Source organism: Amycolatopsis sp. NPDC004378, assembly GCF_053602455.1.
The window spans coordinates 1-22,605 of the sequence record NZ_JBSGDR010000016.1 but is presented as its reverse complement, the minus strand read 5'-3'; the positions used below and the strand labels follow the sequence as shown (position 1 = coordinate 22,605).

Below are 22,605 nucleotides of genomic sequence, written 5' to 3'. Positions count from 1 at the left end.
GTCCGCGGCGTCGATCAGCTTCTGCCGCGTGTGCGCCTTGCGCCGTTCCGCGCGAGTGCCGGGCCCGGTGTGGCCGGATCGAGCTGCTGCGAATCAATCAGCAGGTGCGGTGAGCCGCGGCAGGATCCGGGAAAGGTTGCCGGCCGCGCTCAGCACCGTGCCGTCCGGGCGAACGAGAGCGGCTCCGGCGCGACCGTCCCGGAGCCAGCGGTGCAGCTCGCCGCACGGCCGGGCGGTGAGGAGGACCGCACCGCAGTCCTGGACGACCGCGCGTTCGGCCTCCGACGGACGGTTCGCGGTGACGACCGAGAACCGGCCGCCGGCCACGTCGTCGAAGCGGCTGCCGTCGCCGAGCACGGCGTTGGGGCACAGCCGTCCCGCCAAGGTGCGCCGCAGGCGGGGCCGCACGAGCAGGTTCGACCGGCGCAGCGCGGGCGTCTCGCTGTCGAGGACGTGCCGGGCGACGGTGGGGACGACGGCCAGGCGCGGCGCGACCACCCGGCGGATCAGGTCGCCGAACCGGCCGCCCTCGGTCATGGCCTTGCCGATCAGCACGGCTCGCCGGACCATGGCGCGGGCGTGCGGCTTGCGTTCCGCCTCGTAGGAGTCGAGCGCGCCCACGGGCAGCGTCCCGTCGAGGACGCCCGCGAGTTTCCAGGCGAGGTTGACCGCGTCGCGCAGCCCCGCTCCCATGCCCTGGCCGATGAACGGCGGGGTCAGGTGGGCGGCGTCGCCGAGCAGGAACACCCTCTCCTCGCGCCACCGGTCCGCGACCTGCGCACGAAACGTGTATTCGGCGACGCGGACGATCTCCAGTTCGTCGGCGGGGATGTCCTTGGTCCACGGCGCGATCAGCGGGTGCAGCCGGTCCGGGTGGTGGAAGCCGTCGCCGGTTTCCCCGGGCAGCAGCCGGAATTCCCAGCGGTAGCGGGTTTTTCCGATGCGCATGTAGGTCGCGGCGCGGGCCGGGTCGCAGACCTGGTGCACGCCCTCCCATTCGCCGAGGTCGGCGGTGGTGGCGATGTCGACCACGAGCCAGCGCTGGTCGAACCGGAAGTCGGTCATCCGGGCACCGATCGAGGCCCGGGCGAGACTGTTGGCGCCGTCGCAGCCCAGGACGTAGTCCGCGTGGATCGTCTCGTGCTCGCCGCTGACGCGGTCGGTCACCTCGACCCGCGCGCCGGCTCCGTCCTGCACGATGCCGGTGACGTCGACGTTGCCGCGCAGGGTGACGTGGCCGAACCCGTCCAGGCCGGTGCGGAGCAGCTGTTCCAGCTCGGGCTGGTCGAACATGTTCGCCTCCGGGTAACCGTGGCGGCCGGCGCCCGGGGACCGGCGGAACTCCGCCAGCACCCGCCGGTCCGGGCCGAGCAGCCGCAGCCCGTGACCGGGCCGGGAGATGGCGGCGAACTCCCCGGCCAGCCCGAGGGAACCGAGGATGCGGTGCACCTCGTCGTCGAGGTGCACGGCACGGGGCCGGGGGTAGACCGAGTCCCATCGCTCCAGCACGAGGCATTCGACGCCGTACCGGCCGAGCAGCGCCGCCGCGGTCAGCCCGGTCGGGCCCGCCCCGACGATGACGACCGGCACGGTCAGCCCGATCGGGGCGGTCATGAGGTTCCCCGGAACGTCAGACGGCTGGGAACGGTGTAGCGGGCGAGCGTTGCGGCCACCTTCGGTTCGTCCACTTCGGACGGAAGGGTGACGGCGGCGATCACGGTGCCGTCCTCGATCACCGCTTCGACGGTCACTTCGTCGAACGCCACCAGTGCTTCGGTGATCGCGCGGCGGGTGGCGTCGGCGCGCAGGGCGAGTTTGTCCGGCTTGCCTACGTCGGTCACGGGCAGGGTGTCGAGCACGGTGACGGCCTTCGGCGTGGCGGCGCGCTCGGGCACGCGGCCGGTCGCCCAGGCCAGCAGGCCGTCCTCGGTGACGGTGGCGCCGGGCGTGAGGGTCACGTAGGCGACGGGCACTTCCCCGGCGTGGTCGTCGGGACGGCCGACCGCGCCGGCCGCGGTGACGTCGGGGTGGCTCAGGAGGGCGTCCTCGATCATCGCGGGGTCGATGTTGTGGCCGCCGCGGATGATGAGGTCCTTGGCCCGCCCGGTCAGGTGCACGAACCCGTCGCCGTCGAGCCGGGCCAGGTCGCCGGTGTCCAGCCAGCCGTCACGCAGTTTGCCCAGCCCGTCCAGCAGGTACCCGCTCTCGTCCCGGCCGACGACGTAACCGGGGAACACGGTCGGGCCGCTGATGGCCAGCACCCCGGTTTCCCCGTGGCGCAGTTCCTCCCCCGTGCCCGGGTCGGTGACCTTCATCTGCTGGTAGGGCAGGCGTTGGCCGACAGTGCCGGGGCGCGCGGTGCCGGGGAAGCTGCGGGCGCTGGCACAGGTGGCTTCGGTCAGCCCGTAGCCTTCGACCAGGGTGACGCCGGTGTGGGCCTGGAAGCCCGCACGCACGGCGGCGGGCAGCGGTGACGCGCCGACCATGGCGTAGCGGAGGCTGGCGATGTCGGCGTCGACCGGGCACTGCGCGAGCACCGCGTACACGGTCGGTACCGCGCTCATCGCCGCGATCCGGTGGTGTTCGACGATCTTCCAGAACTGCCCGTACAGCGCGGGTTCCCGGTAACCCAGCGGGCCTGCCCACACCGCGTGCTGGCCCTTGAACAGCGGCGCGAGGACCGTGACCAGCAGCGCGTTGACGTGGAACAGCGGCAAGGCGGCGAAGATGACCGAGCCGGTGTCGAGCAGTGAGTTGGCGGCGATCATCCACGCGTCGGCGACCTCGTTGGCCTGGGTGTGCGCGGCCAGCTTCGGCGCTCCCGTGGTGCCGCCGGTGTGGAAGAACGCGGCGAGGTCGGCCGCCGAGGGCGGTTCACCGTCGAAACCGGACGCGTCGAACCCGGCCGCGAGGTCGGCGAGATAGCCCACGCGCACGCCGTCGATGGCCGGCAGCGGGGCGGGTTCGCCGGCCGCGCCGGTCGGGCGCAGCACGAGGATCGCGTCCAGCTCCGGCGCGAGCGTCCGTGCGGTGCTCCAGGATTCCGGCGCGAGCTCGGGGCCGGCCGTGATCAGCACGCGGGCGCCGGACAGGCGGAGCAGTTCGGTGAGGTGGGTGCGGGCCAGGCCGCCGTTGAGCGGCGCGGCGATCCCGGCGAGCTGGGCGGCCAGGACCGCCGGGATGAGGTCGGCGCAGTTGGGGGCCATCAGGGCCACCGCGTCCTCGCGCCGGACACCGAGTGCCCGCAGCAGGTTCGCGTAGCGGTGGACGTCGGCGAGCAGCTCGGCGAAACCGCGCCGGACCGGTTCGCGCCACCGGGCGGCTTCGGGCAGCACGGTGGTCGCCGGTCGATCCGGCCACCGCCGAGCGGCCCGCAGGAGCAGCGCGTAGGTCGACTCCGGCAGACCTCGTTCGGCGAGCGGGACGGCCTCGATCGCGGCCAGGTCGGCGGGCTCGGCGTAGCGGGGCCACCAGGGGGCGGTGGTGGTCATCGCTTGTCCCTCACGATCGTGCGCTGGGTGCCGAGGTCGATCGTGCCGTCGTCGGTGGCGACCGTCGCCTCGACGACGTCGCCGTCGGCCAGGTACTTCGGATTTTTCGCCTGGCCGGTGAAGAACAGCTTCCACTTGAGCGCCGGCGGCAGCAGCGCGGCGATCTTCTCCACGACCTTCGGCGGCGCGGACAGTGCGGTTCCGGCGGGGGTGCCGGTCAGCACCAGATCGCCCGGATCGAGCCGCTGGAACCGGGTCAACGCCCGGAGGGCTTCGAGCGGCGGGTAGATCATGTCGCCGCCGACGAGCGCGTCCTGGCGGCGCACACCGTTGACCCACAGGGTCAATCGCAGGTCGGGGAACCGCTCCAGTTCGCCCGCCTCCAGCAGCACCAGCGCGGGCCCGACGGGGGTGAAGGTCGGGTAGGACTTGGCCTCGTAGAACTGGGTCTTGGGGAGCTGGATGTCGCGGGCGGAGACGTCATCGGTGACCACGAGGCCCGCGACGTACTCGTGCAGGGTGTCGGCGCTGATCTCGCTGCCGACCGGGATCTCGCGGCCGATGACCAGCCCGATCTCGACTTCGTGGTCGAGCAGGTTCACGTGCGCCGGTTTCACGACGTCGTCGAACGGGCCGCTGATCGATCCGGACGTCTTGCGGAAGAACGTCAGGGGCACGGTTTCCGGGTCCATTCCGGCGTCCGTGACGTGGGAGGCGAAGTTGGTCATCTGGGCGACGACGCGGCAGGGCGCGGTGACCGGCGAGACCAGGACGAGGTCCTCGACCCGGTCCGTGGCCGGGCCCGCGGCGGCGGCCGTGACCGCCGCCCGGTCGGCGAGCAGTTCGCCGGTGGTCGTGGCGCGGGTGCCGACCTTCGTGGCGTCAGCGCCGTCGGCGACGTACCAGGCGTCGGCGGTGCGCAGGATGGCTGTGCTCACAGGGTTCTCCGTGGGAGGCGTGGTGGGCTGGGTTGTCGTCCGCTCAGGAGCGGGCGACCTTGAGCAGGCCGAGGAAGCGCCGGGCGTCGAATTCGTTGTCTTCGCGCAGCGCCGAGAACACCGCGCGCAGTTCACGCAGCGATTCCTTGCCGGGCTTGACGCCGAGGAAGTCGGCCGTGGCGGGCGGCCCCCACTGGGCCAGGCCGGAGGCGGTCATCGGAGCCCACCCGGGTTCGAGGGTGCTGTCGAACAGGTCGCCGTCGCTGTAGTGCTCGACCATGAAGCCGTCCGGGTCGCGCCAGTAGTCGAAGAGCTGGCTGCCCTGGATGTGCCGTCCGATGCCCCACGAGTGGTGGTAGCCGTGGTCGCGCAGGTATTCCCCGCCGGCGGCCAGCGCGTCGAGGTCGGCGACCTGGTAGGCGGAATGCACGTAGCGGTTCGCCGGGCCGAGGGTGAGCGCCAGTGTGTGGTGGTCGGCCGGGGTGGCGCCGCGGTCGCAGCGGATGAAACTCATCACCGGCCCGCGCCCGCGACGGCCCGGGTGGTACAGGAAGTCGCTGACGATCATCCCCAGGTGCCGCAGGTACCAGTCCAGCGTCTGCCGGTACTTCGTCGTCTGCAGCACGACGTGCCCCAGCCGCTGCACCCGCGCCGGCGCCGAGGGCGGCCGCTGCGTGGCGTTGACCCGCCGGACCTCGTGCCCGAAGTTGAGCACGTGCGGCTCCTGCGGCGAAAGCGCGGGCAGCTCGTGCGTGTCCGAGACGATCCGGACGCGCAGGCCGTTCGGATCGTCGAGGTCGACGGCGATCCCGCCCAGCGTGTCCGGCAGCGGGGTGACCGGCCGGCCGGTGGATCCGGCGAGCCTCGGCAGGTCGCTGCCGGCGGCAGCGCGGAACGCCGGCCCGACGAACCGCGACCGGGCGCCCTTGCGGACGAGCACGCAGGGCGCACCGGGGTCGGTGCCCCGCAGGTGCAGCTCCTGGGCGCTGCTGAGCGTCGGAACGAACCCGAAGGCGCGGGCGAACACCTCCGCGCGCTCGAGGTTCGGCTTTTCGAACTCCAGCCACGCCACGTCGTGCACCTTGATCACCGGGTTGCGCGCCCGGCCGGGGTGCTCGCCCGCCAGCGCACCGTGCTCGCTGTGCAGACCGGCGTGCGGGTCGTCCAGATCCGGCACGGCTGCTCCCTCCACCTCAGTTGATGACGACATCGTCAGCTACGAGGATCTCATCAGTCAAGAGTTTCTGATGATTTCATCATTTTTGACGAGGCGAGGTACGATGCGATGCCACCGCCAGCGGAAGACAGGAACCCGGATGCCCGACCACGCCCCGAGCCGGCTGGAGCGACGCAAGGCCCGCACCCGTGCGGCCCTCGTCCGGGCTGCCCAAGCCCTCATCGCCGACGGCAGGACCACCGTGTCGGTATTGGAGATCACCCAAGCCGCGGACGTGGGGCTGGGGTCGTTCTACAACCACTTCGAGACCAAGGAACAGCTGTACCGAGCGGCCGTCGAAGCCGCACTCGAAGCCCACGGCGCCCTGCTCGACGAGCTGACCACGGACCTGGCCGATCCGGCCCGGGTGTTCGCGCAGAGCTTCCGGCTCACCGGACGCCTGCACCGTCGCCACCCCGAACTCAGCAAGGTGCTCCTGCACCACGGGCTCGAACTGGCCACGGCGGACCACGGACTCGCCCCCCGCGCGCGCCGCGACATCGAAGCCGCCGCGCAAGCCGGCCGCTTCACGGTCCGCGACCCCGAACTGACCATGCTGACGGTGGCCGGCGCGGCTCTCGGCCTCGGCCGCCTGCTCCACCACCAGCCCGGCCGCGACGACGCCGAGGCCACCGATCAGGTGACCGAGGACGTGCTGCGGATGCTGGGACTCCCGGCTGCCGAAGCCCGCGAAATGTGCGAACTGCCCCTCCCCGACCTCGACGCATTCGCCGGTTCTCGCACTGCGAGCTGAGCGCGACTCCTCCGCGTTCCGGCCGGCGCGGTAGCGACCCCGGCGTCCGCGCTCGGGCGTGACCGGGCTCGTCAGTCCGGCTCGGAGTGATCCAGCCTTCACGATGGCTGCCGGTGCTCGCGCAGGAACCGGTTCAGCTCCGGCGTCACCTTCCCGGCCGCGGTGCACGGCCAGAAAATCTATGCTGACTGGAGTAGACATTCGACGGCAGGTGCGTGTAATCTTCTGGTCGTAGCGAGAGAGACAAAGTCAAGCAGGCGCGGGAGAGGACGTAACTACCCGCGAGATCAGCAGTGTTGGTAGTTGTTTTCGCAAGTGCAGTAGGCAGGACCGGTCAGGTGGCCGGAGCCGATCAGTGAACGGGGCTCCGGGCAGTGACCAGCGGCGTCATCGTGCTGGGACCGATCAGGAGAAGGGTTCCCGCAGTGGCGTTCGCGGCAAGTGAAGTAGCAGTACCCAGTAAGAGAAAACCGGAAAGAAGGGAAAGGGCACATCATTGGATCGCCCGCAGCGGCCAGGTAGCGCCGCGCGGGTGCCGCAGTCCCATCGAGTTCGGAGGTGGTGCTCGGTCACGAATGAGCGATCCCCGCACGGTCCGGTTTCACGCCGGGCGCGGGTGCAGTACACCGGCGGTCGCGCCGGTGGACAATGGTGAAAATTCCCTACCCTTGAGGACCCCGGGTGCCGTGCGCGGCACCCGGGGTCCTTCGTGCTGCGGAGGCCACATGATCCCTGACCAAGAAGGACCGGCCACGCCCAGCGCGGCCGACAAGTTCGACGACGAGCACTACCCCGCCTACACCATGGGCCGGGCCGCCGACCTGCTCGGCGCCACGCAAGGATTTCTGCGCAGCCTCGACGAAGCCGGGCTGATCACCCCGCAACGGTCCGCCGGCGGGCACCGCCGCTACTCCCGCCACCAGCTGCGCATCGCGGCGCGAGTACGGGAACTGGTCGACCAAGGCACCGCCATCGACGCCGCGTGCCGCATCATTTCCCTCGAAGACCAGCTGCACGAAGCCCGGCAACAGAATTCCCGTCCCCACCACGCAGACTGACACCCGTGGGTGTACCGCTCTCACCGGCGGTACACCCATGAACGGCGTCGACGTCCACCGGCTCGGCTACGGCGCCGGCTCCCGTGGGCTCGGAGGCGGTGTCGCCGCGACAACTGGGCGCCTGCCTGGAGGAGGTCGTCGTTCGTGGAACGGCATGCCGACGTAGCGCGTGTCGCGGCTGACCGCCTGGTTCGGCCCAGCGTCGGCCCAGGCATCAGGCCGCCGGCGCGCCGATGAGCTGGCCGATGCCGAAGGTCACAGCGACCGCCAGCCCGCCGAGCACGAGCTGGCGAAGCCCGGACCGCAGGAGCGGCCGGCCGGTGAGCTTGCCGACTGTCATCCCGCCGGCCAGCAACCCGGACGGCAGGTCGTGGGGATCGACGCCGAGCTCTTCGCGGGTGTGCAGGCGCAGGGCCTGTTCCGGGTCGCGGGCGACCGCTTCGGCCATGGTCGAAGCGGTCTGCCGGTCAGCACGATCGTGTGCGACGCAACCCCGCCGCCGCCGACGCCGGCGATCAGGGAGGCGTTGGTGACCAGCCCGCCCCGGTCCCGGCATCGAGGAGCGTGAGGCTGGGTCACGTTGAGACATCACAGGCCGATTCTTGCCGAGGGCGCCGGGCGGGCCGCTCAGTTCGCCTGAGCGTCCCAGTGTCCACACCGGCCTTGGCCTGGCTGTAGACGACGAACAACAGGGGCACCGGCATCTGCGGGAGTGCGGTGAGCAGCGCCGGCGGCAGCGCGTCGCGCAACTCCTGCAGGAACGTGCGCCCGGCTTCTTCGTCGCTCGGCGTGTCTGCTGCTCCGGCGTCGTGCGGCTCGTGGGCCGAGGGCGGTCGCGACGGTGGTCGCCCGGACATGGCTCGGAAGGGGTGTTCGGCTCCCGTCAGCGGCCGGCCGCGCCGGCGGTTTCCGAGCTGACGGACGGGCGCTCACCGTCCTCGCAGCCGTCGGGTGTGCGGCGGAAGGGCGCTGCCAGCGTCGGCAGGATGTGGCGTCGATTGCGCAGCAGAGCGGCCAACGCGATCGCCGCGTAGACCGCGGACAGGACGTATCGGGCGGTTTGCCCGGGAAGCGCGAACTGCACCGCGAACAACCCGAGCAACGTCCACGCGGCCCAGCGGGGGAACCGCAGAGCCAGCAGCGCCGCGACGCCGAGCAGGGTTTGCGCAGCGGTGAGGAGGAACTCCTCGACCTGGCGCCCGTCCAGTTGCAGGGCGGCGCCTCCGCCGCCGGCCAGGTAGGCGATCGGGAGACTGCCGACGAGCAGGGTCCACTGGTTGACCTTGCTGGAGATCAGGGTGCCGATGGCGTCGTCGCCCTTGCCGCGGAGTGCGAACAGGATCGCCACGATGAACTCGGGTGCTTCCGAGGCCAGCGGAGCCAGCCACTGCACCAGCAGGAACCGGTCGATGCCCAGCTGGGTGTCGGCGGCGATCAGGTTGTGCGCGAACGGCTCGGCGCAGGCGAGGATGACCGCCGCGGCGAACACGAACAGTGTCACGACCAGGATCCGGCGGGACCGCTTGGGCAAGGCGCCGATCGTCGCGGCCGGGCCGACCAGGTGCGGCTCCTCCGCCTCGGCGCGGGAGACCTTCCACAGGTAGAACGCGAAGAACCCGAGTAGCGCGAAGCCCAGCAGCAGCGGGATCTGCCCGATCGCGGGAATCACGAAGGCGACAACCGAAGCGATGGCGAGGAAGCCGAGTTCGACGCGGTAGGGCGAGTCCAGGGTCAGCTCGCGCACCGTCCTGCCGGTGCGCTTCTTCGCGATCGCCAGGCCGACGAGCACCACCAGCGACCAACCCAGGCCGAGCAGCAACCGGTTGGAGCCGGTCATGTTGGCCGCGGCGTAGGCGACGTACTCGGGGTTCGACCCGGCGGTGTAAGCGAAGTACAGATCCACCGCGTACTCGGGCAGCACGGCGATGACGGCGAGGATCGCGATCGCCAGCCCGCCGGAGATGTCGACCTGCGCGGCCTCGGCGGCCCAGGCCAGGACGAACGACGCGGCCACCACGGCCATGCCGAACAGCAGCAACCCGAGCACCGGGCTCAGCTCGGCTCCGGTGACGCGGAGCGCGACAGCCGGGACGACGAGGGCAACGCAGAGCCCGATCGGGCGCAGCAACTTGGCGAGCACGGAGCGGTTCCTTCCTGGACGCGCGCACGCCCCGCCGCGACGTCCAGGAGCCCCGGCCAGGCATGATCAACCGGTCGAAGGTCTTGCCCACCCACGTGGAGTGGGTGCCACCGCCGGAGAGCCGGGCTCTCGGTGTGTCGACAGTGGACTCGCGGGCTACTCCCCTTCGGAACAACCACACCGTGACCGCCGAGATCGGGTTACCGCAACCGTTGATCAAGATCTTCGAATCCCGAATGTCCGTTTTCGGCGGGTCCACGGTGCGGTTTCGGCAGGGCGAACCGTCAACGCCCGCGAACCTCAATCCGGCACCCTGCCGGGCGAGTTCCCGGGCGGCGATCCACAGAATCGCTCCGATGCCGTGCTCGGACTACGGCGCGGGTAGTCGCCGCGGCCTTGCGTGGCTGTATGGCAGATCACTCGACTGGGTGCCGACGCTCGAAGCCGAAGCCGACTCCGCTGATCTCGCCCCAGGCACTACGCCCCCTGCCTTCGCATACCTACTAGACACAATCGCCGACGCGCTCCCCGCGCCCTGAGCAATCACTTGACCTGCCCTTATCGACCTGCCGGGTGACCGCGAAACGTTGAGACGGCCCGCTGGAGTCCCGTAGTGTGACCCGGCGACTACGGGGACGGAACATGGGATTCCGGACGGTGCCGGACGCGGTCGATTCCCGCGACTACGGCACCGGCGCCCGGATCCTTCTCAAGCGCGAACGGCTGGCCACTCGGGCCCACCGGAACTCCACGCACTCTGTGACGTCTCACCGTCCGGCCAGCTCGGCGACCACCGGCGCGAGAGCGCCGGCGACGTGCGCGCCGAACACGAAGTAGGAGAACCCGATCTCCTCGCGCCGTCGCAGGATCTCCTCGGCAGCGGCAGCAGGATCGCCGGGCAGGTAGGCCAGTGAGTCCGCGGCTCGGACCGCGGCGGGGTCGGTGTCGGGTCCGGCCATGAACGCGGCGACCGAGTCGCCGATCACGGGGACGTGCGACGCCAGTTCCGCACCGCGGGGGTTGTCGAAGCGCTGGACCCGTTGCGTCGTCGCGGCCCGCGTCTCGATCTGCGGCGTCACGAACGTCACCGTGTCGGCGACTTCGGCGGCCAGCGCCTGCGCCTTCGGGCCGGCCACGGCCATGACGACCGGCGTGTGCCGGTCCGGGCCGTCGAGCTCGCGCAGGGCCGTGACGACCTCGCGCACCTGGCTCGGCCGTCGGTCCGCCGGGGTGACCGGCAGGCCCAGTTCCCGGAGCTGGCCGGCGATCCCGGGCCGGCCGGTGCCGATGCCCATCTCGAACCGGCCGTCGGTCAGCACGGACAGCGAGTGCGCCTCCCACGCGGTGATCCACGCGGGCCGGACCGGGGACGCGTACACCCAGGTGCCCACCCGCAGGCCGGTGATCGTCGCCGCCACGGCGAGCGCCGGGCCCGGCGCCGGCTGCCACTGCGGCACATCGGGCAGCAAGATCGTCGAGTACCCACTGTCGGCCAGCCCACGCAACTGGTCGCGCCAGGCAGGCAGGTCGGCGGTGATCGGCGCGACGGCCCCGAACCGCAACGGCCTGTTCCGGCGTGTCGAGTTTCCCGTCATGGTGAGGCCCCTTCCCCGCGGCCCGGCCTGGCGCCGGGCTTCACATCATCTACGAACGGGCCGCGGGGGATCCGACAGACCACGACGAGCAATCCGGCGCGCTGTCTGCGCCCGCCGACGCCGGTGGACCGGGGTGCCGACCGGGCACGCCGTGAGAACGGCCGCCGGCGGTCAGCGTGAGTGGCAGGTCTTCAGGTAACTCAGGAACGAGGCCTGAAGCCCGGTCAGGTGTGTCTCGTGCATCATCGCGCTCGAGACGTCTCGCGACCGTCCTTTGCCGTGCAGGTGCTCCACGACCGCAAGTGCGTTGCGGGCCAGTTCGCGGTAGACCGGGACGGCTCCCAATAGTTCGGCTTCGTTCAGCGTGACGTGCAGCCGGCGCGCGGGTGAGTCTTCGCGGGGCGCCGGCAGGGTTTCGACCAGGCCGAAAACCTGGCTGTCCGCAACCACGACACCGGGACTCCCGGCACCGAAGGTCGCGAACGGAACCGCTTCGCGCAGCCATGCGTAGAGGGCGAAAAGACCGCCGTAGGAGTAGCCGAAGAGGCCGTGCCCGGACTCGCTGATCCGGAAGCGTGACCGAAGGTGCGGGTGCAGCTCGTCGGTCAGGAAGCCGAGGAAGGTGTCCGCGTGAGTGTCCGCCAGCTCGGCGAGGTAGGCGTCCATGTACTCCTGGGTCATCACGCCCGATTCGCGTGCCGCCGCGAGGGTCGCCACCATCTGGTCGCTGACCGGCTCCCCCGGCGGCACGAGATCGCGGTTGCGGAGCCGGGCCCAGTCGGCGGCCTCCTCACCGGCGTAGCCGACGCTCACCTGGATGTACGGGGCGATGCTCAGGTAGGGGTCCGCCTGGGTGACGATGAGGGGCGCGGTGAGGCCGACGGCCCAGTTGCCGTCCACCACGTAGATCAGCGGCAACGGGTCCGCGGAGTCCGCGTAGCCGGGGGGTGTGGTGACCCAGACGCCGTAGCGGTGTCCCGACCGCGCCGTGATTTCGAGGTACTCCGTGTCCGCGAAGCAGCCGTGCAGCATTCCGCTCATCGAGTTTTTCCTTTCACGATCCGGCCGTCCTTCACCACGAGGACGGCCATCTCCGGATCTGCGAACACCTTCGCGTCCCGCAGGGGATCCCGTTGCCACGCGACCAGATCGGCCCGCTTCCCGACGTCGATCGTCCCGGTGGTCTCGCCCAGACCGAGGATGTCGGCGTTGACACTGGTGGCCGACACCAGCGCTTGCATGGGTGACTCCAGTTCGGCGCGAAGGCGAAGCTCGTCACCTCGGCGCCGCTGGTCCGGCCCGATGAGGTCCGAGCCCAGGCCGATTCTCACCCCCGCGGCCCGGGCGAACCCGAGCGCCGAGGCCATGCGCTGCCGGACGCCGGCGACGCGGTTCCGCGTCGCCGGATCCAAGTCCATGCTCTCGGTGTCCATGAGCTGCTCGACCACGGCGAAGGTGGGCACCAGCGCCACGTCGTGCTCCCGCATCAACCGGGCCGTCGGCTCGTCGATCCCGGTGCCGTGCTCCACGCAGCGGACGCCGGCCAGCACCGCGTTGCGGATGCCCGCGTCGTTGTGCGCGTGCACCGTGACGTAGGTGCCGCGCGCCGCCGCTTCTTCCACCGCCACGGCGATCTCTTCGGGGGTGAACTGGGTGTCGGCGAGGCGGTCGTGTCCCCCGACGACACCGCCGGTGACGCACAGCTTCACGAACGTCGCGCCCCGGCGGAACGACTCGCGGACGTTGCGCCGCAGCTCGTCGGCGTTGCCCGACATCAGCGACAAGGCGCAAAGCCCGGGGATGTGGTGCGTGGTCCACAGCTCGGTCGGTTCCCACGCGGCGCCGTAGTAACCGTGGCCGCCGGTCTGGCACTGCACGGGTCCGCACGAAAGGACCCGCGGCCCCCGCACCTTGCCGTGCGCGATGACGTCGACGACTCCGGCGTCGATGCCGCCGGTGTCGCGCACCGTCGTGAAACCCGCGTCGAGCGCGTGGCCCGCGGTGGCGAAGATGTCGGCCGCGAGTTCGGCGGCCGAGAGCTGGAACCCGAACTGCGCTCGGATCGGGCTCGAGAGGCCCAGGTGGACGTGGGCGTCGATCAGTCCCGGGGTGAGGAGCATGCCGTCGAGGTCGACCGTCGTCGCCCCGGGCGGCGCCGGTCCGATCGCGGTGATGATGCCGTCCGTCACGCACACGTCGGCCGCGGCCGGGTCGCCACCCGATCCGTCCGCGACCACGCCGCCGGCGAACCAAATGTCGGTCAACAAGCCTCCCGCCGCGTCCTAAACACTGGTGAATTCGATGTGCGGTAACGTACTCAACAGTGGTGAACTCGTCAAGGGAGGCAGCGTGAGATCGCCGGTCGGAGAAGGACGAGAACGCCTGCTGCAGGCCTTGTTCGACGAATTCGGCGAGGGCGGCCCCGCCCCGAACCTGTCGATGCGCCAGGTCGCGGAGCGGCTCGGCGTGCACCACACGCTGCTGACCTACCACTTCGGATCACGGCCGGGGCTCCTGGGCGCCGTACTTTCGGAAGCCCGCCGCCGCGACAACCGCGTCATCGCCGCGGCCGATGACGAACCCGGGTTCGTACCCCTGTGCCGGATCATCTGGAACTTCTATGCGAACGCCGCACACGACGACCGAACCCGGGCCTTTTTCCGCCTGGCCGGACTCGCCGTCTACGAACCGGACGCGTTTCAGGAATTCATCGCCGACCTCGACGATCTGGCACGCCTCCTCGAAGCGGCGGCTCTGCGCGAGGGGGCCACGACGGCGGACGCGAAGCAGCGAAGCGTCATCGCCGTCGCAGGCATGCGAGGACTGCTGCTGCAGCGGTTGCTGACCCCGGCCGCCGAGGTCGACGCGGCGGCCGAACACTTCTTCACCTCCTTGGCTGCGCCTCCCGCGCGAGGCCGGTGACCGCTCGCCCCTCCGACGAAAGGAGTCCGCCATGGCCGCCGAGCCGTTCGAGGTCAGCGTCACCGAAGCGGAGATCGCGGACCTGCGCGACCGGTTGCGACGGACGCGGTGGCCCGAGCCCGAGCCGGTCGACGACTGGTCGCAGGGCATTCCGCTGGCCTACACGCAGGAGCTGTGCCGCAGCTGGGCCGAGGACTACGACTTCGGGTTCGCCGGCCGGCTGAACGCCTTCCCGCAGTACCGGGACGTGATCGACGGGCTGGGCATCCACTTCCTGCACGTCCGCTCGCCCGAGCCGGACGCGTTCCCGCTCGTGCTCACGCACGGGTGGCCGGGCTCGGTCCTCGAGTTCCTGGACGTCCTCGGCCCGCTGACCGACCCGCGCGCGCACGACGGGGACCCGGCGGACGCGTTCCACGTCGTCGCGCCGTCGTTGCCCGGGTACGGCTGGAGTGACAAGCCGTCGACGACCGGGTGGGGCCTCCGGCGCATCGCGCGGGCCTGGGACACGTTGATGGTCTCGCTGGGATACCACCGGTACGGCGCGCAGGGCGGCGACTGGGGTTCGGCCGTGTCCGGCACGCTGGGCGAGGTGGCGCCCGAGCGCGTCGCCGCCGTGCACCTGAACCTGGCGTCCGTGGCGGCGGGCACGTTCGACGACCCGACACCCGCGGAGCTGGCGAACCTCGAGGCCGAGAAGGAGATGCGACGCACCGGCCGGGGGTACTCGGCCATCCAGTCGAGCCGGCCGCAGACGCTCGGCTACGGCCTCACCGACTCCCCGGCGGGCCAGGCGGCCTGGATCGCCGAGAAGTTCTGGGCCTGGACCGACAACACCGGCCACCCCGAGGACGCGTTGACACGACAGAAGATCCTCGACGAGATCTCGGTCTACTGGTTCACCGCGTCGGCCACGTCATCGGCGCGCCTGTACTGGGAGAGCTTCGCGAACTTCCGGGACAAGGTCACCGCACCGGCCGGCCTGTCGATCTACCCCCGCGACATCACCCGCCCCTCGCGTCGCGAGGCCGAGCTGCGGTTCACCGACCTGCGCTGGTTCGAAGAAATGCCCCGGGGCGGCCATTTCGCCGCACTGGAGCAGCCGGATTCATTGGTGGAGCAGGTACGCGGGTTCTTCCGCCTCTTCCGCTGACCGCCCGCCACCACCGGGGAGCCGCGGACCGGTCAGGACCGGTCGCCCACGAGAGCGATTGCGCGTGCCTCGGGAACGCCCAGCATCAGCAGGGTCGTGATCGTCGCCGCCCGCGCACCGGGTGACACGTCGCTGTCCGCGATGGCGAACACGACGCCGTAGGCGATCTGGCTCAGCACGCTCGCCGGCAGGTGCCGCGCGAACACGCCGTCGTCCTGGCCGCGGTGCACGAGGTCGGCGAGGAGGTCATCGACCGGCCCGAGCAGGCCGTGGATCTCCTCGCCGTACTCGCCGCGCCGCAGCGCCAGCAGCACCCGGTACCGGTGCGCCACCGGCCAGACGCGGGCGATGAACTCGACCCACGCCGTGTCCGCGTCCGCGCCGGAGGCGGAGATCTCGGTGAGCACCGCGGTCATCTCGGCGACGGCCCGTTCCGTGAGGGTCCGGATCAGCTCGAGGCGTGCGGGGAAATGGCCGTAGACCGTGCGGCGGACGACCCCGGCGGCGACGGCGATGTCACCCATCCCGGCGTCGGGGTTCTCCCCCAGCACGTCGAGGGCGACGTCGAGGATGCGGTCGCGTGTCTCGTTCATCGAGCGCACGCGGGACGACTCGGCAGGCACCGCTTCATTGTTGCACACGGGTGTGCAACGACGTAGGCTGCACACCAGTGTGCAACGAAGGCGCGAAACCGGGGAAAGAGAGAAAGCCATGACCACACCGACCGACACCCTCGTCCGCCCGTTCACCGTCTCGATCCCGGACGCGGAGATCGACGACCTGAAGCAGCGGCTGGCCAGAACCCGGTGGCCGGACCCGGAAACGGTGGGCGACTGGTCGCAAGGGGTGCGCGTGGCGAACGCCCGAGCTCTCGTCGGCTACTGGGAGCGCGGCTACGACTGGCGGCGCTTCGAGTCCGAACTCAACCGCTTCCCCCAGTTCCTGACCGAGATCGACGGGCTGGACATCCACTTCCTGCACGTCAGGTCCGAGAACCCCGGCGCGATGCCGCTGCTGCTCACCCACGGCTGGCCCGGCTCGAACGCCGACTTCCTGAAGCTGGTCGGCCCGCTGACCGACCCCGTTCCGTTCGGGGGAGACGCCGCCGACTCGTTCGACGTCGTCGTCCCGTCGCTGCCCGGGTTCGGGTTCTCCGACAAGCCCGCGAAAACCGGCTGGGACGTATCGCGCATCGCGAGCGCGTGGGTGGAGCTGATGACGCGTCTCGGCTACCCGAGCTGGGCCGCCCAGGGCGGCGACTGGGGTGCCGTCGTCACCACCGCCCTCGGTGCCATGCGCCCCGAGGGCCTTCTCGGAATCCACCTGAACACCCAGTACGCCTTTCCCGCGCAGATACCCGACACGGTGTCACCCGAACAGCGCCACGCCGTGGAGACCCTCGCCCGCTACACCGGCGATCTCGGTGGGTCGAACCACCTTCAGGGCACGAAGCCGGAGACTGTCGGATTCGCCTTGGCGGACTCCCCCGCCGGTCAGGCGGCCTGGATCTACGAGAAGTTCCAGTCCAAGACCGACAACCGCGGGCTCGCCGAGGACGCCCTCGCCGTGGACGACATGCTCGACGTGATATCCCTCTTCTGGTTCACCAACAGCGCGGCGTCGTCCGGCCGCATCTACTGGGAGAACAAAGGGGCCACGTTCGCCGGCCCGAAGCTGACGCTTCCGGTCGCGGTGACCACCTTCCCGCGGGACATCCCCCGCCTGCCCCGAAGCTGGATCGAAGACACCTACAGCACGCTCATCCACTTCGGCGAAGCCGACGAAGGCGGGCACTTCGCGGCCCTGGAACAGCCCGAGATCCTGGTCCGCGAAATCCGCACCGGCCTGCGCCCCCTCCGGCGCCGCGCGGCCGGGTGACGGATTTCTCGACCCCCTATACGTGGTTTCCCCGACGCGGGATCGCCGACGCCGTCGCTATACCTGGGTCCTCCCGTGCTCGGCGGGAGATTCCCGAGAGGACATTCGCGATGACGCGGAAACCACGATGGGCACCACTGATCGCCGGCGCCCTGACCGCTGTTCTCCTCGCCGCTTCGGGCCCGAGCCCGGCGTCGGCGGCTTTCACCGGAGACAACCCGTACGCGCGAGGACCGGCCCCGACCCGGGCCTCCGTCGAAGCCGAGCGCGGCCCCTTCGCGATCAGCACGGAAAAGGTCGGCGCCGGCCAGGGGTTCGGTGGCGGCACGATCTCCTACCCGACCGACACCGGCTAGGGCACGTTCGGTGCCGTGGCGGTCGCGCCGGGGTTCCTCGAGTCCGAAGCCGCGGTCGCCTGGTACGGCCCGCGGCTCGCCTCGCAGGGCTTCGTCGTCATCACGATCGCCACCACCAGCGTGTGGGACACGCCGGACGCGCGCTCCGAAGAACTGCTCGCGGCCCTGCGCTACGTCACGGATTCGAGCCAGGTCAAGGACCGGGTCGACCGCACCCGGCTGGCCGTGATGGGCCATTCGATGGGCGGCGGCGGAACCCTGATCGCCGCCCGGAAAGCGCCCACCCTCAAGGCCGCGATCCCGCTGGCCGGCTGGAGCCCGAACACGACGTTCTCCGACCTGAGCGTGCCGACGTTCGTCGTGAGCGCCCAGAACGACCTCATCGCCCCGGACGGGACGTTCTCGCGGCCGTTCTACCAAAGCCTGCCGTCCTCTTTGGACAAAGAGTACCTGCTGCTCGCCGGCGTCGGGCACCTGGCGCCGACCAAGCCGAACCCGACGATCGCGGAGTACAGCATCTCCTGGCTGAAGCGGTTCGTCGACGAGGACACCCGGTACGAGCAGTTCCTCTGCCCGCTGCCCACGGGCGACCCGGCCATCGCGGCCTACCGGGGCACCTGCCCGCTGGGCTGATCACCGCCGGCCGGATCCGGGTCCCGTCCGGGCGACGAGCTGCTCGTTGACCCAGACGGCGACCTGGGTCCGGTTCCCCAGGTCCAGCTTGGTGAGGATGTGCTGGAGGTGGGTTTCCGCGGTCCGCTGGGCGATGACCAGGCGGACGGCGATCTCCCGGTTGCTCAGCCCGGTCGCGACCAGCCGGGCGATCTCCGACTCGCGCCGGGTCAGCGGCGGCAGCACCGCGCAGCCGGTGGCTTCCGCGGGCTCCGCCGCTCCCGGGGCCGCCGCGGGGGCCAGGATGTCGTGCGGGTTCCACCGCCGTCCCTCGGTGAACGCGTGCTCGAACCGCGCTTCGCCGAGCGCGCCGCGGGTGGCCGCGAGCAGCTGCCGGTGCGCCAGCGACACGGCGATGTCCGGCTCCGCGCCGCACCGGTCCCACAACGTCGCCGCCGCGCCGAACAACCTCGCCGCGGCCGCCCAGTCTTCCCTCCGGGCCGACGCCCACGCCAGCCCGTCCACCCGGTACGCCGCCGACAGCACGTCGGGGCCCCGCAGGTCGATCTCCAGCGCGTCGCGCATCGCCCGTTCGCCGGCGTCGAGGTCACCGCCGAAGAAGATCTCGACCGTGCCCAGCCCGAACAGGGCCATGGACCGGTAGGACTCGTCCGTCGCCAACGCACACCGCCGCAACATCTCCTCGAGCAGGTGCCGGGCGCCGGGCAGATCGCCGCGGTAGGCCGTGGCCACCGCCTGGATGAACATCGGGTGCAGGGTCTGCCGGAGCGCACCGCGCTCGTCGAAGATCCGCACGGCTTCGGCGGCGTTCTCCAGCGCGTGCGGCTCGACCGCGAGCAACGCCACGAACGCCCGTGCGTGGCGGATGTAGGGCACGGCGTGCTCGTCGCCGGCGGCTTCGGCGAGCTCCAGCCGCTGCCTGGCTCCGTCCAGATCCGCGTGCAGGGCGGCACACAGGGCCGCCCGGGCCTGCGCCGTCGCCCGCCCCGGGGCGTCCTCGGCGGCGACGGCGAGCGCGCGGTCGAGCCACTCCCGGACCTCCCACGCCGCTCCGCGGGCCAGCCAGTACTCGATCACGCCGCCCGCCATCCGCAGCGCCACCGCGGCCTCGCCGGGGTCGCGCAGCGACCACGACAGCGCCGCCCGGACGTCCGCGTGCCGTTCGGACAGCCGGGCGAACCAGTCGTCGCGCCGGGGACCGAACCAGTCGGCGTCGGCTTGCTCGAGCAGCCGTGCGTGGTGGTCGCGATGCCTCCGGGCGACGGCCTCGGCGGTCCCGGTGGCGGCCAGCCGCTCCTGACCGAATTCGCGCAGCGCCTCCAGCATCCGGTAGCGGACACCGGCCTGCCCTTCGACGCGCAGCAGCACGGACTTGTCGACCAGGCCGTCCACCGCGTCCAGCACCGCGAAGCCGCCGAGCCCCGGGATCGCGCAGACCTCCTCCGCGGCAGGCAGGTCGAAGGCGCCCGCGAACACCGAACAGCAGTCCCAGACCGCACGCTCGGCGTCCGTGCACAGCGCGTGGCTCCACTCGATCGTGGCCCGCAAGCTGCGGTGGCGCTCCGGCAGCGACCTCGCCCCGGTGGTCAGCAGCGCCAGGCTGCGGCTCGTCCGGTCGGCGATCTGCCCGGGTGAGAGCGCGCGGATGCGGGCGGCGGCCAGCTCCACGGCCAGCGGCAGGCCGTCCAGCTGCCGGCACAACCCCACCACGGCCGCCACGTCGTCCTCGGCGAACCGGAACGACGGCAGCACTTCCGCCGCCCGGTCGACGAAGAGCCGCACCGCGTCGTAGCCGATCGCGTCTTCGACGGTCCGGACGTTCTCCGGCGGGACGGCCAAGGGCGCGACCGGCGTGATCCGCTCCCCCGCCACCCCCAGCGAGCACCGGCTGGTCGCCAGGACCACCAGGTCCGGGCACTGCCGGAGCAGGGCGTCGGCCAGCTCGGCGCAGTCGGCGACGAGGTGTTCGCAGTTGTCCAGCACCAGGAGCACCCGCCGCTCGCGCAGGTGCGCCAGCAGGGTGTCCAGCGCGGTCCGGGCGGCCGTGTCGTGCAGCCCGAGGCAGTCGGCGAGGGTGCGGGTCAGCAGGCTGCCGTCGCGCAGCCCGGCCAGACCGGCCATGGCCACGCCGCCGGGGAAAGCCCTGGTCACCGAGCTGGCCACCCGGCCGGCGAGCCGGGTTTTGCCCACGCCGCCGGGTCCGGTCAGCGTGACCAGCCGGGCCTCGCCGAGCAGGCGCCGCACCCGGGCTTCGTCCTCGATGCGGCCCACGTAACTCGTCAGGTCCCGTCGCGTGGCCGCGCCGCCGTCATCCCTCACCTGCCGTGCCTCCGGCCCCATCTTGATCGGTCGCGGCGCCGGTGTCCACGTGGCCCAGCGCCGGTGCGCCGACCGGACGGCGGCTACGTAGCCCGGATACGTCTTTTCATCGACGCGGACTGCGGACCCGGCCGACCAGACTCGACGCGCCAGCGATGCCCGCCCGCTCCGGAGGTCGACGATGACCGTCCCCCAGCCCCTCGCCGACGGCGCCGCGGCCGTGATCGCCCGCGCGGTCGTCGCCGGTGTCCGGCACGCGGTTCCCGAGCACGCCGCGTTCTTCGACGCGAGCGCCACGGATTTCGTGGCCGCGCTGCTGAGCGGCTGCCGGCCGGTCCCGCTCGGCGTCGCCGCGGGCGCGAACGCCTTCCGCCGCGCCGGCGTCGCGGAGCACGCGGCCGGCGGCGAACCCGACCGCCTCGCCCGCGCGTACCAGGCCGGCGGCCGGTGCGCGCTGCCGATCCTGGCCGAGCTGGGCCGCCGGGAGCAGCCCGGTGTCGTCGCCACCGGGGTGGACGCAGTGCTGCGGTGCGTCGAGGTCCTGATCCGCCTCTCCACCGAGGCGTTCCGGGCCGCGCACCCGTCGTCGGTCGCCGAGCTGCGCCGGGAGCTGCTGCACGAGCTGGTGGCCGGGCGGCCGTGGACCGGGCTGGCGACGCGCGCGAGGTGGCACCCACCGGATCGTGTGGTGGCCGTCGTCGTGGCGCCCGGCACCCGCGTCGCGCAGCCGGATTCCGCGGTGCTCGCCGACCTCGTCGCCGAGCAGCCGTACCTGCTGGTGCCGGAGAAGACCGACCTGGCGCGGCTGCTGGGCCGCGGTCCGGCCGCGACCGGACCGGCCGTCACCCCCGCCGAAGCGGCCACTTCACTGCATTGGGCCCGGCGAGCGTGGGACCTGCGCGGCGGCGGCCTGCTCCCCCGCGACGGCCTCATCCGCTGGTCCGATCACCTGGTCACCCACTGGCTGCTCGCCGACGAGCTGCTGACCGGCGTGCTCGCCGCGCGGAGTCTGGAGCCGCTGTCCACCGTGTCCGGCACCCAGCGCGGCAAGCTCGCCGAAACCCTCGACGCGGTGCTCGACGCCCGCGGCGGCGCCCCCGAAGTCGCGGCGCGGCTGGGCATCCACCCGCAGACCGCGCGCAATCGCCTCCACCGGCTGCGCGCCCTGTTCGGACCGCGCCTGGACGAGCCCGGAGAACGCCTCAACCTCCGCATCGCCTTGCGCGCCGAGCGGGTCATGGCCGGTCGTGGCGCGCGAACCCCTTGACCTGGGTTTCCCGGTTGGGACGCGGTTCAGGTCGGGTCCACGGTGTGGTGTGCGCCCAGCGGTCTCGGCCTCGACGGACCTTTGCCGATCAGTGCTGCCGGGTCAGCCGCGCCCGATTCCAGGCGCCTTCGAGGTAGCCGAGGTAGCGGGTGGCGGTCTCGGTGCCGGCCCAGTGGATCCGGACGACGGGCTCACGGGATGGCGTCGCCGCATCCGGTGACCACCCCGCAACGGGCGCACCTGCGGTGGTTCGCAGCGCGCAGGCTGACAGTCAGGCCCCCATCTTCGCCCAGCCGGCTGTTCATCCGAGCTCCGGTGACGCCGGTTGGCCGAGATCGTGCACCACCTCAGCCGGCCACTCGCGCCGGCGCGGGTCGACGCGCAGGACGGGACAGCGGATGCAGGCGTGTTCGTGTTCGGCATGGACCGGGCACGGGCCGAGGAGCCGTGGACCCGCCGCCGGCCATCGTGCCGCCGCGACGGAGTCACGACCGGGTGAACTCCGGCGCGCGTTCGAGGGACGACGCTGCTGGGCGTTGCGGATGCGTTGCCGGTCAACGGTAGAAGAGGCCGGTCGGTGCCCGGGGCGGCTCGGCAGGGTCGGGGGGCCGGAGTCCCGCCGACCTCCCGGGCACCGGCGTCACCCATCTCGGTGATCTGCGGTCCGGGCCGTCATTTCGAGCGCGGCCCCACCTCTTGTCCATGTGCTGAGGTGATTGGTCCGGCACGCCCCCCGACCGTCCTGATCACGGCAGCGTGGCTAGGCGGCAGAACGCCCCCCGTTTGCCGCCTAGCTGTATGAGGCCATGACGTTGGTGACACCAGCGTGGAGCCGGGTGACCGGTGGCCGGTTTCCGGCGGCAGTGTGTGGTCGATGGTAGTTGT

General features: G+C 71.6%; 18 protein-coding genes and 1 pseudogene. 7 read left to right on the top strand and 12 right to left on the bottom strand.

The annotated features are described in order from the left end of the window. Positions 1 to 93 precede the first annotated feature (93 nt). From mhpA to ACWEN0_RS35105, 4 genes are read right to left on the bottom strand one after another with little or no spacing between them, the layout of a single operon-like run. Positions 94 to 1,614: a bifunctional 3-(3-hydroxy-phenyl)propionate/3-hydroxycinnamic acid hydroxylase MhpA gene (mhpA, locus tag ACWEN0_RS35120; protein ID WP_451983574.1), complete on the bottom strand. Its 1,521-nt coding sequence runs from the start codon at positions 1,612 to 1,614 to the stop codon at positions 94 to 96. Continuing rightward, positions 1,611 to 3,491: an acyl-CoA synthetase gene (locus ACWEN0_RS35115; protein ID WP_451983572.1), complete on the bottom strand. Its 1,881-nt coding sequence runs from the start codon at positions 3,489 to 3,491 to the stop codon at positions 1,611 to 1,613. The genes mhpA and ACWEN0_RS35115 overlap by 4 nt, the downstream gene beginning before the upstream one ends. After that, a complete protein-coding gene (locus tag ACWEN0_RS35110) occupies positions 3,488 to 4,429 on the bottom strand; it encodes a fumarylacetoacetate hydrolase family protein (protein ID WP_451983570.1) in 942 nt (313 codons plus the stop codon). Before ACWEN0_RS35110 ends, ACWEN0_RS35115 begins: the two co-directional genes overlap by 4 nt. A gap of 43 nt (positions 4,430 to 4,472) precedes the next feature. After that, a complete protein-coding gene (locus ACWEN0_RS35105; RefSeq protein WP_451983568.1) occupies positions 4,473 to 5,606 on the bottom strand; it encodes a VOC family protein in 1,134 nt (377 codons plus the stop codon). Positions 5,607 to 5,745: 139 nt separating this feature from the next. Between ACWEN0_RS35105 and ACWEN0_RS35100 the strand changes: the two genes are divergently transcribed. Together ACWEN0_RS35100 and ACWEN0_RS35095 are read left to right on the top strand one after the other, a co-directional pair. Beyond that, the gene (locus ACWEN0_RS35100) at positions 5,746 to 6,399 is read left to right on the top strand and encodes a TetR/AcrR family transcriptional regulator (protein WP_451983566.1); all 654 of its coding nucleotides are present in this window, start codon (positions 5,746 to 5,748) and stop codon (positions 6,397 to 6,399) included. Positions 6,400 to 7,124: 725 nt separating this feature from the next. Further along, on the top strand, positions 7,125 to 7,457 hold the full coding sequence (locus tag ACWEN0_RS35095; protein ID WP_451983564.1) for a helix-turn-helix domain-containing protein: 333 nt from the start codon (positions 7,125 to 7,127) through the stop codon (positions 7,455 to 7,457). Positions 7,458 to 7,671: 214 nt separating this feature from the next. Here the strand turns inward: ACWEN0_RS35095 and ACWEN0_RS35090 are convergent, their stop codons facing one another. From ACWEN0_RS35090 to ACWEN0_RS35065, 6 genes are all read right to left on the bottom strand, one after another. After that, positions 7,672 to 7,905: a hypothetical protein gene (locus ACWEN0_RS35090; RefSeq protein ID WP_451983562.1), complete on the bottom strand. Its 234-nt coding sequence runs from the start codon at positions 7,903 to 7,905 to the stop codon at positions 7,672 to 7,674. Positions 7,906 to 8,032: 127 nt separating this feature from the next. Continuing rightward, the gene (locus ACWEN0_RS35085; protein ID WP_451983560.1) at positions 8,033 to 8,314 is read right to left on the bottom strand and encodes a hypothetical protein; all 282 of its coding nucleotides are present in this window, start codon (positions 8,312 to 8,314) and stop codon (positions 8,033 to 8,035) included. A gap of 26 nt (positions 8,315 to 8,340) precedes the next feature. Then, on the bottom strand, positions 8,341 to 9,597 hold the full coding sequence (locus ACWEN0_RS35080; protein WP_451983558.1) for a sodium:proton exchanger: 1,257 nt from the start codon (positions 9,595 to 9,597) through the stop codon (positions 8,341 to 8,343). A gap of 767 nt (positions 9,598 to 10,364) precedes the next feature. Then, on the bottom strand, positions 10,365 to 11,192 hold the full coding sequence (locus ACWEN0_RS35075) for an LLM class flavin-dependent oxidoreductase (RefSeq protein ID WP_451983556.1): 828 nt from the start codon (positions 11,190 to 11,192) through the stop codon (positions 10,365 to 10,367). 171 nt (positions 11,193 to 11,363) lie between these two features. Further along, positions 11,364 to 12,233: an alpha/beta hydrolase gene (locus ACWEN0_RS35070; RefSeq protein ID WP_451983554.1), complete on the bottom strand. Its 870-nt coding sequence runs from the start codon at positions 12,231 to 12,233 to the stop codon at positions 11,364 to 11,366. Further along, the gene (locus ACWEN0_RS35065; RefSeq protein ID WP_451983552.1) at positions 12,230 to 13,456 is read right to left on the bottom strand and encodes an amidohydrolase family protein; all 1,227 of its coding nucleotides are present in this window, start codon (positions 13,454 to 13,456) and stop codon (positions 12,230 to 12,232) included. The genes ACWEN0_RS35070 and ACWEN0_RS35065 overlap by 4 nt, the downstream gene beginning before the upstream one ends. Before the next feature lie 85 nt (positions 13,457 to 13,541). Here ACWEN0_RS35065 and ACWEN0_RS35060 point away from each other — a divergent pair, with 85 nt between their 5' ends. Together ACWEN0_RS35060 and ACWEN0_RS35055 are read left to right on the top strand one after the other, a co-directional pair. Continuing rightward, complete coding sequence (locus ACWEN0_RS35060) at positions 13,542 to 14,114, top strand: TetR/AcrR family transcriptional regulator (RefSeq protein WP_451983550.1); 573 nt, start codon at positions 13,542 to 13,544, stop codon at positions 14,112 to 14,114. 31 nt (positions 14,115 to 14,145) lie between these two features. Then, positions 14,146 to 15,267 (top strand): epoxide hydrolase family protein, encoded by a 1,122-nt coding sequence (locus tag ACWEN0_RS35055; protein WP_451983548.1) that lies wholly within the window; start codon positions 14,146 to 14,148, stop codon positions 15,265 to 15,267. A 32-nt stretch (positions 15,268 to 15,299) separates the two neighbouring features. On the opposite strand, the gene ACWEN0_RS35050 is transcribed toward ACWEN0_RS35055, so the two are convergent. After that, entirely contained in the window at positions 15,300 to 15,860 is a 561-nt protein-coding gene (locus ACWEN0_RS35050; RefSeq protein WP_451983546.1) for a TetR/AcrR family transcriptional regulator, read from the bottom strand. Between the two features lie 118 nt (positions 15,861 to 15,978). On the opposite strand from ACWEN0_RS35050, the gene ACWEN0_RS35045 reads away from it, so the two are divergent. Both ACWEN0_RS35045 and ACWEN0_RS35040 read left to right on the top strand, forming a co-directional pair. Then, positions 15,979 to 17,145, top strand: coding sequence for an epoxide hydrolase family protein (locus ACWEN0_RS35045; protein ID WP_451983544.1), 1,167 nt, complete (start codon positions 15,979 to 15,981; stop codon positions 17,143 to 17,145). A 110-nt stretch (positions 17,146 to 17,255) separates the two neighbouring features. Further along, a pseudogene (locus ACWEN0_RS35040) lies at positions 17,256 to 18,134 on the top strand (dienelactone hydrolase family protein). On the opposite strand, the gene ACWEN0_RS35035 reads toward ACWEN0_RS35040, so the two are convergent. Further along, complete coding sequence (locus ACWEN0_RS35035; protein WP_451983542.1) at positions 18,135 to 20,474, bottom strand: ATP-binding protein; 2,340 nt, start codon at positions 20,472 to 20,474, stop codon at positions 18,135 to 18,137. Between the two features lie 160 nt (positions 20,475 to 20,634). On the opposite strand from ACWEN0_RS35035, the gene ACWEN0_RS35030 reads away from it, so the two are divergent. After that, entirely contained in the window at positions 20,635 to 21,720 is a 1,086-nt protein-coding gene (locus tag ACWEN0_RS35030; RefSeq protein WP_451983540.1) for a helix-turn-helix domain-containing protein, read from the top strand. Positions 21,721 to 22,605: the final 885 nt, after the last annotated feature.